This window comes from Pelagicoccus enzymogenes, from assembly GCF_014803405.1.
GTDB classification, from domain to species: Bacteria; Verrucomicrobiota; Verrucomicrobiia; order Opitutales; family Opitutaceae; genus Pelagicoccus; species Pelagicoccus enzymogenes.
In genome coordinates this window covers 185,034-201,001 of the sequence record NZ_JACYFG010000036.1, presented here as the reverse complement: position 1 = coordinate 201,001, position 15,968 = coordinate 185,034, and the positions used below count along the sequence as shown (strand labels likewise).

General features: G+C 57.4%; 11 protein-coding genes. 4 read left to right on the top strand and 7 right to left on the bottom strand.

Translation table 11 applies throughout. From position 1 onward, the window contains the following. Positions 1-5 precede the first annotated feature (5 nt). From IEN85_RS13185 to nrfH, 5 genes are all read right to left on the bottom strand, one after another. Positions 6-1,118 (bottom strand): efflux RND transporter periplasmic adaptor subunit, encoded by a 1,113-nt coding sequence (locus IEN85_RS13185; RefSeq protein WP_191617549.1) that lies wholly within the window; start codon positions 1,116-1,118, stop codon positions 6-8. Between the two features lie 148 nt (positions 1,119-1,266). Continuing rightward, positions 1,267-2,052: a cytochrome c biogenesis protein gene (locus tag IEN85_RS13180; RefSeq protein ID WP_191617548.1), complete on the bottom strand. Its 786-nt coding sequence runs from the start codon at positions 2,050-2,052 to the stop codon at positions 1,267-1,269. Further along, complete coding sequence (locus IEN85_RS24785; RefSeq protein WP_191617547.1) at positions 2,049-3,329, bottom strand: cytochrome c biogenesis ResB family protein; 1,281 nt, start codon at positions 3,327-3,329, stop codon at positions 2,049-2,051. Before IEN85_RS24785 ends, IEN85_RS13180 begins: the two co-directional genes overlap by 4 nt. A 125-nt stretch (positions 3,330-3,454) precedes the next feature. Beyond that, positions 3,455-4,960 carry an ammonia-forming cytochrome c nitrite reductase gene (nrfA, locus tag IEN85_RS13170; RefSeq protein WP_224772618.1) on the bottom strand — a complete coding sequence of 502 codons (1,506 nt, stop codon included), beginning with the start codon at positions 4,958-4,960 and terminating at the stop codon, positions 3,455-3,457. Further along, positions 4,944-5,531, bottom strand: coding sequence for a cytochrome c nitrite reductase small subunit (gene nrfH, locus IEN85_RS13165; protein ID WP_191617546.1), 588 nt, complete (start codon positions 5,529-5,531; stop codon positions 4,944-4,946). The genes nrfA and nrfH overlap by 17 nt, the downstream gene beginning before the upstream one ends. A 258-nt stretch (positions 5,532-5,789) precedes the next feature. On the opposite strand from nrfH, the gene IEN85_RS13160 reads away from it, so the two are divergent. From IEN85_RS13160 to IEN85_RS13150, 3 genes are all read left to right on the top strand, one after another. Beyond that, on the top strand, positions 5,790-6,794 hold the full coding sequence (locus IEN85_RS13160) for an AraC family transcriptional regulator (protein WP_191617545.1): 1,005 nt from the start codon (positions 5,790-5,792) through the stop codon (positions 6,792-6,794). Between the two features lie 127 nt (positions 6,795-6,921). After that, entirely contained in the window at positions 6,922-8,913 is a 1,992-nt protein-coding gene (locus IEN85_RS13155; RefSeq protein ID WP_191617544.1) for a carbohydrate-binding protein, read from the top strand. A gap of 82 nt (positions 8,914-8,995) precedes the next feature. After that, the gene (locus IEN85_RS13150; RefSeq protein WP_191617543.1) at positions 8,996-10,552 is read left to right on the top strand and encodes a sulfatase family protein; all 1,557 of its coding nucleotides are present in this window, start codon (positions 8,996-8,998) and stop codon (positions 10,550-10,552) included. A 171-nt stretch (positions 10,553-10,723) separates the two neighbouring features. Here the strand turns inward: IEN85_RS13150 and IEN85_RS13145 are convergent, their stop codons facing one another. Both IEN85_RS13145 and IEN85_RS13140 read right to left on the bottom strand, forming a co-directional pair. Further along, positions 10,724-11,503 (bottom strand): hypothetical protein, encoded by a 780-nt coding sequence (locus IEN85_RS13145; RefSeq protein ID WP_191617542.1) that lies wholly within the window; start codon positions 11,501-11,503, stop codon positions 10,724-10,726. A 146-nt stretch (positions 11,504-11,649) separates the two neighbouring features. After that, positions 11,650-12,429, bottom strand: a complete 780-nt coding sequence (locus tag IEN85_RS13140; RefSeq protein ID WP_191617541.1) for an IclR family transcriptional regulator — start codon at positions 12,427-12,429, stop codon at positions 11,650-11,652. Positions 12,430-12,850: 421 nt separating this feature from the next. On the opposite strand from IEN85_RS13140, the gene IEN85_RS13135 reads away from it, so the two are divergent. Next, complete coding sequence (locus IEN85_RS13135; protein ID WP_191617540.1) at positions 12,851-15,898, top strand: TonB-dependent receptor; 3,048 nt, start codon at positions 12,851-12,853, stop codon at positions 15,896-15,898. The last annotated feature ends 70 nt before the right edge of the window (positions 15,899-15,968 follow it).

Genomic DNA, 15,968 nt, shown 5'->3' with positions numbered 1-15,968 from the left:
GGCGGCTAGCCGTTGGCAGGCTTAGGATCGAGCTCGGCTTTGAGCTTGCGGGAGTTGTCTACTACGACGGGGGCGCCGTTGCTCATTTTGAAGACGCCAGCGCTGACGACTTCTTCTCCCGGCTCGAGTCCGTCGAGAATTGCCACGAAGTCTCCCCGGGCGGGGCCGAGCGTCACAAAGCGCTGCTCCACCACCTTGCCCTGAGCGTTTTCGCCTTCGGCGTCTTTGATGACGAAAACGGAGTTGCCGTAAGATTGGTAAGAAATGGCGGTGCCCGGAATGGCGACGACCTCGACGGGGTCTGGCTGGATAAGCGTGACGGTGCCGAACATGCCCGGCAGCAGCGTTTGCTCGGGATTCTCCATAGCTGCCCGGACAGTGAGACTGCGAGTGGTGGCGTCGATGGTCGAGCTCGTTGACTGGACGGTGCCGGAGAAGGTTTTGTCAGGATAAGCGTCGATGGAGAGCTCCACTTCGAAGCCTGGTCGAGCGAGACCGATTTGTTTTTGCGGCAAGGTAAAATCGGCGTAGAGCGGATCGAGGTTTTGCAGCGATACGATGGAGGAGCCGGGGGTGAGGTACTGGCCGATGTCGATTTCGCGAATGCCGAGGCGACCGGAAAAGGGGGCGAATATCTGCTTTTTCGAGAGTGTAGATTGGATTTGGGCAAGCTGGGCTTCGGCTTCCGCCGCCCGGGCGATGATCGCGTCGTACTCGGATTGGGAGATGACGCGGCCCTCGCGAAGTTCCTTGGCTCGTTTCAGGTCGGTTTGCGCGAGTTCGGCGCTGGCCTTGGCCGCGGCGAGTTGGGCTTTTTCGGTGGTGTTGTCCAATTCGATGAGTAGCTGGCCTTTTTCCACTGAGTCGCCGGACTCGAAGTGGATGGCTCGGACGATGCCTGGCAGCTCGGTCGTGACCTCCACGCCCTGCGAAGCTCGCAGGGTGGTAGTGGTCGTAGTAGTGCGCGCCCAGGTCTGGGTCTCGGCGATATCGGAATCGACCATGGTTGCCGGGAAGGCTCCCGGGGGCGGGGCTCCGAATTGCTTGGCTTTCACGCCGATGACGACGGCGATGATCGCGAAGATAGGAAGGAAAACGGCGAGGGCTGTTCTAATCACTTTGAACTTGGATTGGCGAGAGAGGTTGGTTTCTGGGTGCAACGCTTAGCTCGCCCGACCGGCTGCGGACAAACCAAAAGAGCGATTTCCTAGAGATTTAGGCGGCGTTTGCCCGTGGCGATACCCGCGATTATCCGCTAGGTTACAGTTAGCGCGTGTAGGTGTGTACGCTTTGGTCGGCGATTGGCATGTGATTCAAGCCGAACCAGCAGAGTAGCAGGACGATCCAAGCGGCGCTCAGGAAGAGGAAGGCGCCTTTTGCTTGCAAGGGGTGCTGCAAGCGGAAGTGGAGGTAGGCGAGGTATCCCAGCCAAGTCAGCAGGGCCCAGGTTTCCTTGGGATCCCAAGCCCAGTAGTGCCCCCAGGCTTCCTTGGCCCAGATGGCGCCGATGCAGAGCCCGAGGGTCAGGAAGGCGAATCCTATTTGCACGGAACGGTCCGCGAACTCCAAGGCTTGTTCGCATCTGTCGCTGCCAACAGGGCTGCGCCAGCCGCGGACGCTGGCGGCGAAGGCTGCGGAGAGAAAGGCGTAGGCGAGCAAGTAGGCCAGCACGTGGGGGACGAACAAGACGCTGCGCAGGGCGGGCATCAAGGTCCGGTCCCAACTTTCGGGATGGGCGAGGTTGATGCCCAGGAAAACGCCGGCTAGCGGAATGGCGTAGTACAGCGGCCATACCATTTTCCAGCGCAGGCAAACCACGCTGGCGGCGATGGGGAGCATGAAGGCGTACCAGAGACGCGTTTCGCCGAGCGTGCGCAGCGGCGGTCGCTCCAAGGTGAGCCAGATGGTCGCGAGCAAGCCCCCTAGAGCGACGGTGCCGAGGCTGAGCAACGCGATGCCGAGAGGGCGCTTTCGAGGGAAAACGACCAGTCCGAGGGCCCAGGAGAAAAGGGCGAATCCGGCTGCGTAAGGGAAGCTCTGGATCAGGTTCATCTGGCGGCTTCCCCCTGTCCGTTGCGATTCAGGCTTACCCGATCGAGCAAGTGCATGAGAGCTCCGAGAGCGAGCAAGGCGATTCCGGTGTAAACGACAGGTATCCACGGATCCCTTACAGCCTCCAGGACGGTCCAACGCGAAGCTTTGCCTGCGGTCTCGTCGTAGGAAAGCTGGTTCAGTTCCCAGCCGTCCACTTTGACCGGTTGGTTGACTTCGACTTTCACGGGAAAGGGCGCTTCCCCTTTCTTGAGAATCGTAATTTCCGAGGCGAATCTTTTAGGACGGGGCAGGGCCATGGCGAAGCGGAAGCCACTGTCGCCCGCCAGGATGGTGGTGGTGGGAACTTGGTCGTTTCCGCAGGTGGTCCAGCCGGTGATGCTCTCTCCGCTTTTTAGGTGGGTCGCTTTGAGTTGGGCGGCGGGCGGCGCGTAGGGAGAGTCGGAGGGCTGGTAGCCATCGCCGTGGGGGAGTGCTCCTTCGAAGCTTTGCAGGACTTCGACTTGCCAGCCGCGGATTTGGGCGACGTTGCCTGCATGCAAGTCGATGAGGGGCTCGCCTTTCTGCCAAACGATTTTCGTTTCCTCGGGATCTACCAGCGTGAGTTGCGTAGTGAAAAACTCGATACTGAAGTCGGATAGCAGCACGCCGAAAGGAAGGTAGCGGGTTTCGGAGCCGTCACCCCTGCTGACTTCGGCGGTGGCGTTCCCCTCGGAGACGATGAGCTCCCAACGTTCGAAGTCGCTGGAGGAAAGCAGTCCGGCTGAGATGAGTAGCCACATGCCTCCGTGGCTGACATAGAACTTGAGGCGGGCCTTTTTGAGCTTGGTGAGCCGCCCGGCGGTTGCCAGCCCGAGATTGAGCAAGAACAGAATGAGTGCGGCGTTGAAGGGGATGGAAGTGATTGGTTGGGAAAGGCCGAGCAAGCGCGCGAATTCCGGGAGCTGGGAGCCGTCGCTCGCAGGCAGGGTTCCGGCGACCAGCACCCAGAGGAAGAAATGGGCGATTACGCAGAGGGCGAAGGGCAAGCCGCCGAGCAGACGCGTGGGGGCGAAGCGTTGGCCTTTGAGGCCGATGAAAAAGAGCCAGACGCTGACGAGCGCGAGCAAGATGGCGTTGGCAGGCCAAGGCGGAGCGACGAGGGGCGCTCCGTCTTGAAATATGGATACGGCGCTGGCGAGCAGACTGGTGGCGAGGCAGATGGCGACGCCGACGAGATAGTCGGAACGGGTGACCGGAGGCGTTTGCGGATTGGACTGTAGTTGGTTTTTAACCACGAGGGTCGTGAATTAGGGAGGCGAATAGATCGCGTGACAAGCACGCTCCCGCAGGGGGGCTGAAAAAGGGCCGCTGCGAAGCGGCCCTTAGCAGGAAAAAGGATTCTGTATTCCGAGAGGTTGCTTCAGTAGCTGATGGCCTTTTTGTCGGATACGTTCGCGGGAAGGCCCATGGCTTCTTGGCGAGCGGCAGCTTTCTCGTCCCAGACGGGGAAGAGCTCCTCGCGGTGCTTGGCTTTGGTTTCCTCCATCTCGTCGGGGTCGAGTCCGATGTAGCGTTGGGCTTTCTCCTTGGTGGAAATGTCGGGCATCTCGATCGGGTCGGTGATGCCGTGCTTCCAGAGCACGCGGGCGATTTCGTGCCGGGCGGCTCCGGCCTTTTCGATGGCGGTGCCGAGCACTTGCAATGCGGTGTTGGGGGCGTGGAAGCCGGCTCCGTTCGCGGCGGCTACCCAGTCCCAACGCCATTGGGCGTGGCGGATGTGGGTGAGGGAGGCCTTCATTTCCGCTTCGGTCGCTCCTGCGTCCCAAGCGGCCTTGGCCTCGATGTGGGCTTTGGCGAGCAGGTCCTCTACGATGCCGCGCAGTTCCATCACCTTGTTCTGGCGGGAGTAGACGTCTGTCATGAGAGTGGCCTCGGACTCGCGGTGGCAGACTTGGCAGGAGTTGGCGATGTTGTTGAGAGGGCTCTGCACGTGGTGGTCGGTGAACTTGGCCCCGCCCTCGTTTTTGTAGGGCATATGGCAGTCCGAGCAGGAAACGCCGCGCTGGCCGTGTACGCCGGTCATGTAGAGCTCGTAGTCGGGGTGCTGGGCCTTGAGCATGGGCGCTCGAGAAAGCTTGTGGGTCCAGTCGGTGAAGCCGAGCTCGTCGTAGTAGGCTTCCATGGCTTCGGCGGAAAAGCCCTTGTCCCAAGGGAACTTGAGGTACTTGGCTGGCTCTTTCTGAAAGTAGTATTCGACGTGGCACTGGGCGCAGACGAGGGAGCGCATTTCTTGGTGAGTGGCTTCGTTGATGTCGTCGCCGCGGGCCGCAAAGGCTTCGGCGAGGGCGGGGCGGGAAATGCGCAAGTTCATGTTCTTGGGGTCGTGGCAGTCCTGGCAGCCGATGGCGTTGACGATCTGGTCGCCGCGGTCGAACCAGGACGCGTCGTAGTATTCGGCAACTCCGACTTCGTTCATGACGCGGGGCACGTCGGTGCTTTTGCAAGTCCAGCAGGTTGCAGGCATGCCGGCGTTTGTGCGGTAGGTTTCTCGAATGTCCTCCACGGCGTAAGCGTGGCCGCGGCCTTGTTCGTAGGCTTTCGAGAAGCCGTATCCAGCCCACAATACGACGAGCTTGGGGAATTCCTCGAGATAGTCGGTTTTGGCGGAACCGCCGTGGGCGGACTTGAAATCGGTTTCCTCGGTTTTCTTCCACGTTTCGTATTCTCGCGGAAAGTTGGCTCCCCAGACTTCGTTGCGAGGTTCCCATTCGCCGATGGGATTGGTCATCTTGGCTTGCTTGGCCTCGCCACGGCGTTCCATGACGGAGGTGATGAGGAAGCCGACGATAGCTACTCCGACGAGCGTGCTGAGGAAGAGGATCCAGCCCATGCTGGAATTGCCGGATTTCTTATTTTGCTGGTTCATTTTCGGAAGGGGTTTGGTTGGAAATCTTTCCTTGTAGCCATTCTGGCATTACGGAGTTGAGGTCGGGCGTGCGGGCCCATTCGGCAGAGGAGAGCGAGTTGACCTTGCCGTGCGGCGTTTCGCGGTGGCAATCCCAGCAGCGTTTGCCTTGGCCCTCTTGGGCTTGTTGCAGAGAGACGGCGAGGTGGATGCCCTCGTCGAGCAGGTGTTCGTGGCAGCGGATGCAGTTTTGCTGGATCACCCCTTGGCCTGGCTCGTGCACTTGGATGACCTGAGGTTCCATGTGAAAGGTGAACATGAAGGCGTGGCGGGTACCGTCCTTGGCCTTGAAGTAGTACTTGTTGAGCACGTTGTCGTGCGGGACGTGGCAGTCGTTGCAGTTGGCGACGCGGGCGTGGCTGCCGCGTTCCCAGGTGGCGAACTGCGGGGTCATGATGTGGCAGTTAACGCAAGCGGCGGGATCGTCCGACAGGTAGGACGTCGCGTTCGACACCCGCAGAAGGACGATGGACAGGCCGCAGAGGGAGCCGACCGCGAGGATGAGGGGGAGGCGCCACCGTGGCGGACACATCCTTGCCAGTGAGAATTTGGAAGGGGGAGGGTGAGAGGATGGCTCGGGTCGCATCGGGCGTGCAGGAGAGGAATTGGCGGAATGGATCTAGGATTAGGAACGCTGATTCTGAGATTCAAGAATAAAAGACAAGTTACTCTCTAAGTAAATGCATGGCATAAGCGCATCTTCAGGTTGAATTGCAAAAAGCGTGACCTTAGGCATTTATGGATTCCGTACACTAGGCTTTGTCTTCCCCCCCAGCTTCCGTAACCTTAAATGAGCGAGCCCAAACGTTCAACTGCATCGACCACAAAAACTCAAATTGGCAGTCCCCTGTCCAAGGCTGACCGCATTGAGATTATCGAGACGTTGGGCCGCTGCGTGCGGGAGGCGGAATACAACCAGTTGACCTTGAAGGTGCCGAGCGAGGAGGGGAGGCTGCAGAAGCGGCCGGGCATGCACTACCATTTCAAGCCGGAGATTTTCGTGCAGAACCAGGGGTGGACCGAGTTTAAGGTTCCTAGCGAAACGATAACGGTGCGTCCCGGCGAGGCCTGTATTATGCCGGCTGGCGTGCCGCATCAGGAGACGATCTCCTCTGCCAAGGAGCCGTTCAGGAACTTGGTGGTGGGATTCTACAGCAACGCGATCAGCGTGCACCTCGCTTTCGAGGTGAAGCCGGGCAAGCCGGAGATCGACGTTATCGAATTCTATGACGCTCCGAACCTGGACGTTTTCCTGAGTTTGACCAACAGCTTGGTGGACAACAACCAGAAGACGGGGCCCACCCGCGACCATGTGGTCAAGGGATTGAGCATCGCTCTTTTTGCGATGGTGAAGGGCTTGGTCGAAAGAGGAAACGAAGGGATCAACAAGGACATCGGCAAGGTGTTCCAAGCGAAGTGGCTGATCCGTGAGCAACTTTCGAATACGGAGCTTAACGTGAAGATGCTGGCGGAACGCTTGCAGTGCTCGCCGGACTACTTGTCGCATCTCTTCAATACGCAGACCGAGGAAAAGCTCACTCACTACATCCAGCGAATCCGGGTGGAGGGGGCGGCCCTGGCCCTGCAGACGACGCCGCTCTACGTCTCGGAGATCGCTTGGTCGAGCGGGTTTTCGGATCCGGCCTACTTTGCCCGCGTGTTTAAGAAGTTTCTAGGAATGTCGCCGCAAGAATACCGAGCGCAAAGCGAGGAGCGGCGACGCAAAGAGGAGTCGCGTCCCAAGACGATCTATTACGACCACGTCGACTACTCGGCTGGCGAATCTCATCGCTGATTCGTTTCCGTTCGGGCTGCTGCGGATGCGGCAATTTCTAGGTTTTGTCGGATCGTTTTCGGATTTGTACTCGGCTGCTCGATTGGAGTGACGAGTCATGCGCTTAGGCTAGTGGGCAAGTTGCCCCATGAAGATTACCCACTTGCTTCTCGCCATGACCTTAGGCCGTGCCGTTGCGGCCTCTTCGGTTTCCGTAGTACCGGAATTTCCTGTCTCTGGAGAGGACGTTACGATTATTTACGACCCGGAAGGGGGCGTGCTTTCGGACGCGTCGAAAGTTTACTTGTATCGAGGTTTCAATGACTGGGCGGCGGTGGCAGGACCAGACCAAGAAATGTCGTGGAACGAGGATTTGAAGGCTTTCGAATTCACCTATCAAGTGCCGGAAGCTGCCTACAAGATCGATTTTGTGTTCCGCGACGGCGATAATGTTTGGGACAATAATGGTACGCTCGACTGGCACGTGGAGGTTACTTTAGCGGATGCTCCCGCAGAACTGCCGAAACCACCGCCACTGCCCGATACCGCGAGCGAATCGCGGGTGATGATGCAGGGCTTCTATTGGGATGCGCCTGCGGGGAATTGGTACAAGATCATGGCGAGCAAGGCTTCGGAGCTGCGCAATATGGGGAGCGGTCAAGGGATTGATCGCATCTGGTTTCCTCCGCCGAGCAAAAGCGAGTCGGGGCCTTATTCGATGGGCTACGATCCCTACGACTATTATGACTTGGGGCAATACAACCAAAAAGGTACGGTGCGGACACGCTTTGGAACCCAGGACGAGCTCAAGGCTGCTTTGTCCGCCTTCCGAGAGGAGGGGATACTTTGTATGGCTGATATCGTGCTCAACCATCGCAGCGGCGGAGATTGGCAAGTGAATCCAAATACTGGAGACGCCTATTGGACGGACTTTTCAGGAGTTGCCAGTGGCAAGGCAAAGTGGGACTACGATGACTTTCACCCTTCCAGCTTGGAAGTGAGCGATGAAGGGAAATTTGCAGGTTTTCCCGATGTTGCGCACAAAGCGAGCGAGGGGCCGGGCGATCCTGTCTACGACCTGTTGGAGTGGGGAAACTGGTTAACGGATCCGGCGAACGCCGGCTTTGATGGTGGGTGGCGATTCGACTACGTGAAGGGGTTCTCTCCGCGTATGATTCGAGATTTTCGGGAGGGAACGGGAAGTCCCTTTGGGATAATCGAGTGCTGGGATGGGATTCCTATGATCGAGGCTTACTTGCGGGTTTGCGGAGGGACGAGCGCTTTCGATTTTCCCAACTACTACGCAATGAGGGACATATTCAACGATCAGGCGGGAGGAGGGAATATCGCGAGTCTGCGAGACTCAAATCGCTCTTTGCTCGTACGGAATCCTGAATACGCGGTTACTTTCGTCGCGAATCACGACACGGACGAAATTGCAAGCAACCGCATGTTGGCCTACGCTTACATTCTGACATCGGAAGGCTATCCCTGTCTCTTTTGGCGAGACTACTTCGATCGCGGCCTAGCGGATCTCGGGGGGCAAGCTGGCAATGGCATCAAGGCCTTGGTATGGGCTCGAGGAGCCTTGGCGGGTGGAAAGCCGGAGATTGAGATCCTGCAAGGGAACCATGCGGATCTGCTGGTCTACGGGACGAAAAATGGACTGTCGCGATCGCCTGGATACATCGTGGCGATCAATGACAGCGCTTCGCTAGCCGAATCGTCCGAAGTATACACGAGCAACCCGCTCTTGCGAGGACGCCGCTTAAAGTGCTATGCTTGGTATTCCTACGTCGCGGGCAAGAACGTTCAACCGTCAGAGATCGAGGTTTCCCTCGGAGGTAGAGTGGCGGTGAGCGCTCCGCCGCGTGGATACGCGGTATACGGTCCGGTCGATCTGGCGGTTCCCGAAGTGAAGGCCGATAGTTTCGATAGGCAAGCGGGCAAGGCGAGACTCACGGTTAGAAACGTCATCGAGGGCGTTCCTTACCGGATCGAATCTCGTTTGTCCTTGGGGCGGGAGGCAGGATGGTCGGAGGCGGGCGCTTTTCTCGGTACGGATAGCGGTGAATTGGAGGTGACCGTGGATTGGATTCCTCAGGAGAACGTTTTCTGGCGGGTGGTTGCAGAGCAATAGAACATCTGAAAGAACAGCTTCTGCTTTGCTTGATCCGCTCCGTTCCGCTAGGCGTTCGCTTAACCCTAACCCCCCGAAACTAATGAAATCTAGCTTATCCGTTATTACGTTCCTCTCGCTTGCCTGCCTTACTCAAGCCGCTGTGCACCCCGTTCCTTCGGAAGTCGTCCCGAAATTTGCGGACGGCGCCAAGAAGCGAAACGTGGTTTTTATTCTGTCCGACGACCATCGCTACGACGCGATGAGTTTCATGGGTCATCCCATAGCGGAAACTCCGCAACTGGACCGCTTGGCAGCGAATGGGGTGCATCTGAAAAACGCCTTCGTCACTACCTCCCTTTGTTCCCCGAGTCGGGCTTCTATTTTGACAGGTTTGTATACCTTCCGCCATCAGGTGATCGACAATCAGAGGCTGGTGCCGGAGGGGACGCTATTCTTTCCTCAGTACTTGCAGCAGGCGGGCTACGCTACGGGCTTTGTCGGAAAATGGCATATGGGCTCTCATAACGACGATCCGCGTCCGGGATTCGACTATTGGGTGAGCTTCCGTGGGCAGGGGCACTACTATCCGCCGAGCGCGGACTATACCTTGAACAAGAATGGAGAGCGTATCCAGCAAAATGGATACATAACGAAAGTCCTGACGGATCATGCTCTCGAGTTTCTCGATCGGCAGAAGGACGCGGAGAAACCTTTCTTCCTCTACCTGTCGCACAAGGCGGTGCACTCGAACTTCACTCCTGAGCCGAAGTACGACGGCGAGTTTGCGGGCAAGCAAATTGAAAGGCCAGCCAGCGAAGCAGAAGTGATTGGCAACGAACTCAATCGCCCGCGTTGGCTGTTGGACCAGCGCAACAGCTGGCATGGGGTGGACTTTCCGTACCACAGCGATGCGGACATCGAATATCTCTACCGCCGCTACTGCGAGGCTCTCAGCTCGGTGGACGACAGCGTGGGAGCTGTGCTAGGAAAGTTGAGGGAAATGGGTATTTACGATGAAACGCTCGTGATCTACATGGGCGACAATGGGTTTATGTTTGGCGAGCATGGCTTGATTGACAAGCGGGTGGCCTACGAAACTTCCATTCGAGTTCCCATGTTGATGCAATGCCCTGAGCTTTTCGAGGGAGGCACGGTCGTAGATGAGGTGGTTGCCAACATCGATATCGCGCCTACGGTCATGGATGCGATGGGCTTGGATAAGCCGCAGCACATGGATGGAGCGAGCTTCATACCGCTAGCCTTGGGAAAAGAGGTCCCATGGCGCGACTACTTCCTGTACGTCTATTATTGGGAGAAAAATTTCCCTCAGACGCCGACCCAGTTTTCGCTGAGAGGCGATCGCTTTAAGTACATCACTTACTACGGCTTATGGGACACGGACGAGCTTTTCGATATTCAGGCGGATCCGGGAGAGCAGCGCAACCTGATCCACGATCCCAAGTATGCGAAGCAGCAACGAGAAATGGAGAATAGGCTGTACGAGATGATGGAGGACCTAGGCGGCGACGCGGTGCCGCTACGCAAGCCTGGTGCCTTCTCGAAAAACAAGCGCCTAGGGCCGGTTGGTGGTGATCGAGCGGCGGACTTTCCGGAGGCGATGGTTCTGGACGCGCCAGAGAACCGAGATGCGAACTAGGCCTGTTGGCGCTAGCGCGTTAAGGCGCTCTGGATTGCCTAGCAAGCGTTCGTGTCGCGGGGCTGGCTCTATCGGCTCTCGAGCCTGAGCTGTTTCCAGCGTGCTTGGAAAAGAAATGCGGCAGCTTCGAAGGAAGCTGCCGCTGTTGAACGGTTATTTTGAATATAAGCTTTAGAATCTTAGCTTGCCGCCAAAGCTAATGCCGTCCGCATCGCTCGCGTTCTTGATGAAGTCGCGGTTGTAGGAGACGTTCACCGCGAAGTTTGGTTTCAAGTAGTGGGTGGCGCTAAACACTGTATTGTAGTCGGAGAGTCGGTCTGTAGTTGTCGTTCCGATACCTAGTCCGGTGCGTTGAGTTGGATAGTAGGTCGCGAGCACGTTCATGCTCCAATCGCCCTCGCTGCCGTCGTTGGCCCAGCCGAATCCGCCTTCGAGCGTGAGCCAGCGGTCGTTTTCGAAGGAGAAAAGGCGCTTGGAGTTCAAGGCGTAGGACCATGCGTGGCCGCTGTCGAAGTCTGCTAGAGCGACCTCGGCTCCAACGGAGAAGCCTTGGTCGAGGAAATAGTGGTAGCCAGCCTCGTAAGCATTGAAGTTGTCGAGCACGTCGGTAGTGAACCAGCTTGCGGAAAAGCCGTGGTCGCTGTTCCTGTTTTGGTGGGTATAAGCCAGCCCGTAGGTGTTGATGTCGTCGCCGAAACCGGTCGCGAGACCGTACTGGAGGTCGACCTGACCGACTTGGTTGAAGAAGGCGGCTTCGTCGTAGGGAGTCTTGCCGAGGTAGTCGAGCGGGCTCGTGTAGATCGAAAATCCCGCGAGGTAGAGGTCTTCGCCGGAGAAATTGGAGTCCAAGTTCTGGTAGCCGAGTGAGGCCTCTGCTGAATACTCTGCATGTAGCGAGGGAATCGCTGAGCTGATTGCGACCATGGATACGGTCACCAATGATGTTTTCATCTTAAATGATAGGTTGAATCAAGCACGCCCATGAAAGGCGTTTATGTACCCAGATAGTGGGTACGGGAGATCGGGAATCAATTAAGATAGTTTTGTAAATTTCGTGTGGGCAGGGAACTTTCTCCGATTTTCCGGTGTGAGCTGGCTTAGGCTTGGGATTCCTGCAAGGCCACTGTCCATCCGAGCAGGCGTGAAAGTTCATGCGCCGCATCTTTGATTATGCTGGCTGTGGCCTCTATGCGATCGAGGGGGAGGCGCTTGCAGGATGCGGAGATGCCAATGGCGGCTACGCAACGGTTGTCGTCGGAAAATACGGGGGCGGCGATACGGCGGACGCCCTTGCGAAACTCCTCGTCGTCGAGGGCGTAGTGTCGTTTTCTGACGCGGTCGATTTCGTCGGAGAGTTGGGGGAAGCTTGTGATGGTCTTGGGGGTGTGGCGTTTCAGGTCCTGCTCGCTCGCTACGCCCTGCAGGTCGGGCCAATGAGCGTAGGCGAGCAGGCATTTGCCGGTGGCGGAGCAATGAAGCTCGATGACGGCACCTTGCTTGGTCGAGGCGGAAAGGCGTTGCTTGCCTGAGATGGCCTCCGCGATGAGCGCTCGATTGCCTGAAGGAACCGCTAGGTGGCAGGTTTCTCCGGTGGCTTGAACGACTTGATGCAGGAGAGGGCGGGCCAGCTGCGCGATATCGAGGGCGGACTTGGCGGCGCTGCCGATTGGGATCAGGGAGGGGCCTAGGCTGTAGCAGTCGCCAGTCTTGGCGGTGAATCCGTCGAGGGTGAGCGTTGCGAGTATGCGAAGGGTCGTGGTGCGCGGGATTTGCAGCGATTCCGATATGCTGCGAATGGAAAGAGCCTGAGGGGTGGTCGACAGGAGCTTCAGGACTAGACAGGCCTTGTGCAGATTGGGAATGCGATACTTTTCCATTGGGAAAGTTCAAATATGAACTCATGGGACGAGGCAAGGGCCTTTTTGGCTTGGGGAGCTGCTGTCCAAGGTCGGGAGTCGCCTGATTCCCCAGCTATTATGGGAAGAAATCCGTGGGGGGACGTCCAAATGTGAAAAGATGATTTATCGCTAATATTTCCCATTAGGAGAGCAATAGATTTGATTGACAGACGAAAAAAATCGCACAAATACCTCGAAACAAGTTCAAATACGAACTCCTGAGCTCATGCGGGCTCAGCTTTTTTTACCCCGACAAACTAACACGTGTTAGGTTTGTTGATTTGTTACTCAAAATCAAACGACAATGTCATACTGCAAAGGTACTGTAATGGGTGCGGCTTCTGCTCGCGCTGTGAGGGTTGCGCTTGCCTGCGTTTCCCTTTTTGCCGTCGTGTTCTCCATGAGCACTGACGGATTCGGTCAATCAACTGGCTCCTTGCGCGGCCAGGTCAAAAACTTGTCCACCGGGAAGTTGCTCACGAACGCCCAAGTGGTGATCGAGGGCACGAACCTCAGGACTTACACGGACGAGTACGGCGAGTACCGTTTCTCGAACGTTGCCACTGGGGAGGTAAAGGTAACGGCGAGTTACCTGGGACTCGGAGAAAAGTCTTTGACCGTCTCGGTAGGGGCGGGCAGCACCACCGCTCCGGTCATCGCCCTGTTCACCGCTCGTGCCGGCTTGGACAGCGAGGAAGTCTTCGAGCTGGAGGCATTCACGGTGGACGGCAGCGATTTCGACAGCAACGCCATCGCCCAGCAGGAACGTAAGACGTCCTCGAACTTCAAGCTCGTGCAGCACGCCGATGCCTTGGGTGAAATCGCCGAGGGCAACATTGGCGAGTTCCTCAAGAACATGCCCGGCGTGGCCATCGACTACGTGGCGGCGGACGCTCGCTCCATCAAGTTGCGTGGCATGTCGGCCGACTTCACCACGGTGACGGTTGACGGGGCTTCCATGGCCTCTGCCGCATCCAGCGGCAAGGGACGTAATTTCGAGCTCGAGCAGGTTTCTCTGACGAACATCGAGCAGCTCGAAGTGACCAAGCTTCCGCGTCCGGACAACCCTGCGAACTCCATGGGCGGTTCCATCAATCTTGTGAGCAAGAACGCTTTCGCGCAAGGTGGGCGCAAGATCACTTACAAGGCCTTTGCCAACTGGAACGGTATTTACGGTTTCGACTTCGACAAGTCTCCCGGCTGGACTGCGGACAGCTACCGCACCAAGACGAATCCCAGCTTCGAGTTCGGATACTCGGACGTGTTCCTTAACGATCGCCTCGGCGCGTCCTTCACGGTTTCGCAATCGAACCAATTCAATATCCAACGTCGCTTCAGCTACACGGGCGACTACCGTGTCCTGAACGACGGAAGCGTCGCCAACGAACGGATACAGATCCAGGACGGACCGAAGTTCAGCTTCCGCCAAAGCTTGGCGGCCAACTTCGACTACAAGGCCAGCGAGAACACGATCTTCACCCTGCGCTCCCAGGTGAACTGGTACGATGCGGAGTTCAACAACCGCAACTACAACTTCGCGATCGGCACCGACATGGCGAATTCGAGGGAAGGGCACATCGAAGGCTCCTTCACTTCCAACAACAACGTCGGCGCCTCCGTTCGTAACAAAAAAGGAATCACCACCCACGTCGACCTCGGCGCCAAGCACACCTTTGGCGACTGGAAGATCGATTACGGATTCACCTCGTCCATCGCGACCAACGAGTATCGCGACGGATCCGAAGGGTACGTCGAAGGCATGTCCACCCGGAGCTTCAACGCAAGCGGTCAGCGTTTGGCCTACGACTTCGAGAACATGATGGTGGCCTACACGGACATCACTTCCACCGACTCTTCGGGCAACGTCCTGCCGAACTACGGTTTCGACCTGTCGAGAGGCCGTCTCGCCTACCTGCGTCATCGTCCAAACGACTCGGAGGACAAGCGCACGAACTTGCGCCTCAACGTGACTCGCCTATTCGAGGTAGGCGACCACAAGGGATCGGTAAAGTTTGGATACGACCGCAGCAAGCAGCATCGCGACACGATCAACCGCGAATGGCGCTACAACGTGAACAGCGGAAGCGCCACTGCTTCTAAGCCGCTCTCCGACTTCGTCGATGAAGTGTACGTAGGCATCACTCCAGGTTTCGGTTACCCAGGTTTCACTTGGCTGAGCTCGATCCAGTTAGAAGATTACTTGAACGCCAACATGGGTGATTTCACCTTGGCGAACAGCACCGCGTTGAGCGCTCAGCAAGGCAGCTACCTGAATCTCGACGAAACGATCGATTCGCTCTACCTGATGGGCTCGATCGGTTTCGCAGGCGAGAAGGGCTTGTTCACTACTGGTATCCGCTATGAAGATACGAACGTTGAAGGCTTGTCTCCCGTAGGTTCGAAGGTCGTTCCCGATCCAACGCCAGAAGATCCGAACCGCACCAAAACGCTGTCGACCATGTGGCTTGAAGGTAGCGGCGAAAACGGCGTCTTGACCGGCGAGTTCCTCTCAGCGAACCAGGGTTACGGGACTTATCACCCGAGCGCTCACCTGCGCTACAACATCACGCCGCAGCTCACGGCTCGTCTGTCTGCAGCGAACACGATTGGTCGTCCAAGCTTTGGCAACATGTTCGGCGCGGCGACGATTTCCTATGATACCTCGAATTTTGAATACACTTTGAATCTCAAGAACCCGAACCTCACGCCACGTCGTTCGGACAATCTGGACTTCACGCTCGAATACTACTTCGGCGACACCAGTCTCTTGAGCGCTTCCGTATTCCAGAACGACATCAAGAACTTCGAAGGAACGACCACCATTCCAATGAGCCGCGAGGCCATGGCGGACGCGGGCATTCCGTATCAGTCAGAGTATGACGACGTCGACAACCTGAAGTACACCTTTACAGCGGGCGACGCGACGGTCCGTGGCCTGGAGCTGAGCTGGAACCAAAGCTTGGACCAGTCCTGGGTTCCTGAATTCTTCAAGGCGTCCAGCGTCTACGCTAACGGTACCTTCCTCGATCTCGAAGGTCGCTTCGAGGGGACGGACTATGCCTCCTTCACGGACACCCTACCAGGTTTCGCCAAGGAAACGATCTCCTATGGTTTCATCTTCGACAAGCGTCCGTTCTCGCTCAAGTTCCGTTGGAACACCCGCGGGGAGGAAACGCAAAGCGGTACCCGCAACTTGCGTCTCGTGGATGGCACTGTATTGCGTCCTTACATACATGACGAAGAGCGTACGACGCTCGACATCAACGGCGACTACAAGGTCAACGAAAACGTGTCGGTGTTCTTCTCTGTGCGCAACGCCAAGAACGCTCCTTACCGCTGGATCCTCGATCTTGGCGAAGTGGCGGGGTCGCCCACCACGGAGCGTGTGCTCTACCGCGAGGAATCCTACGGTTCCCAGTGGTCGCTGGGCGTAAAGGGCAAGTTCTAGTCCGGCCGGAATTAGCTTAATAATGGCACGCTCGAGTTTAGAGGAAAGGTCGCTTGAGGTAGGCGATAAG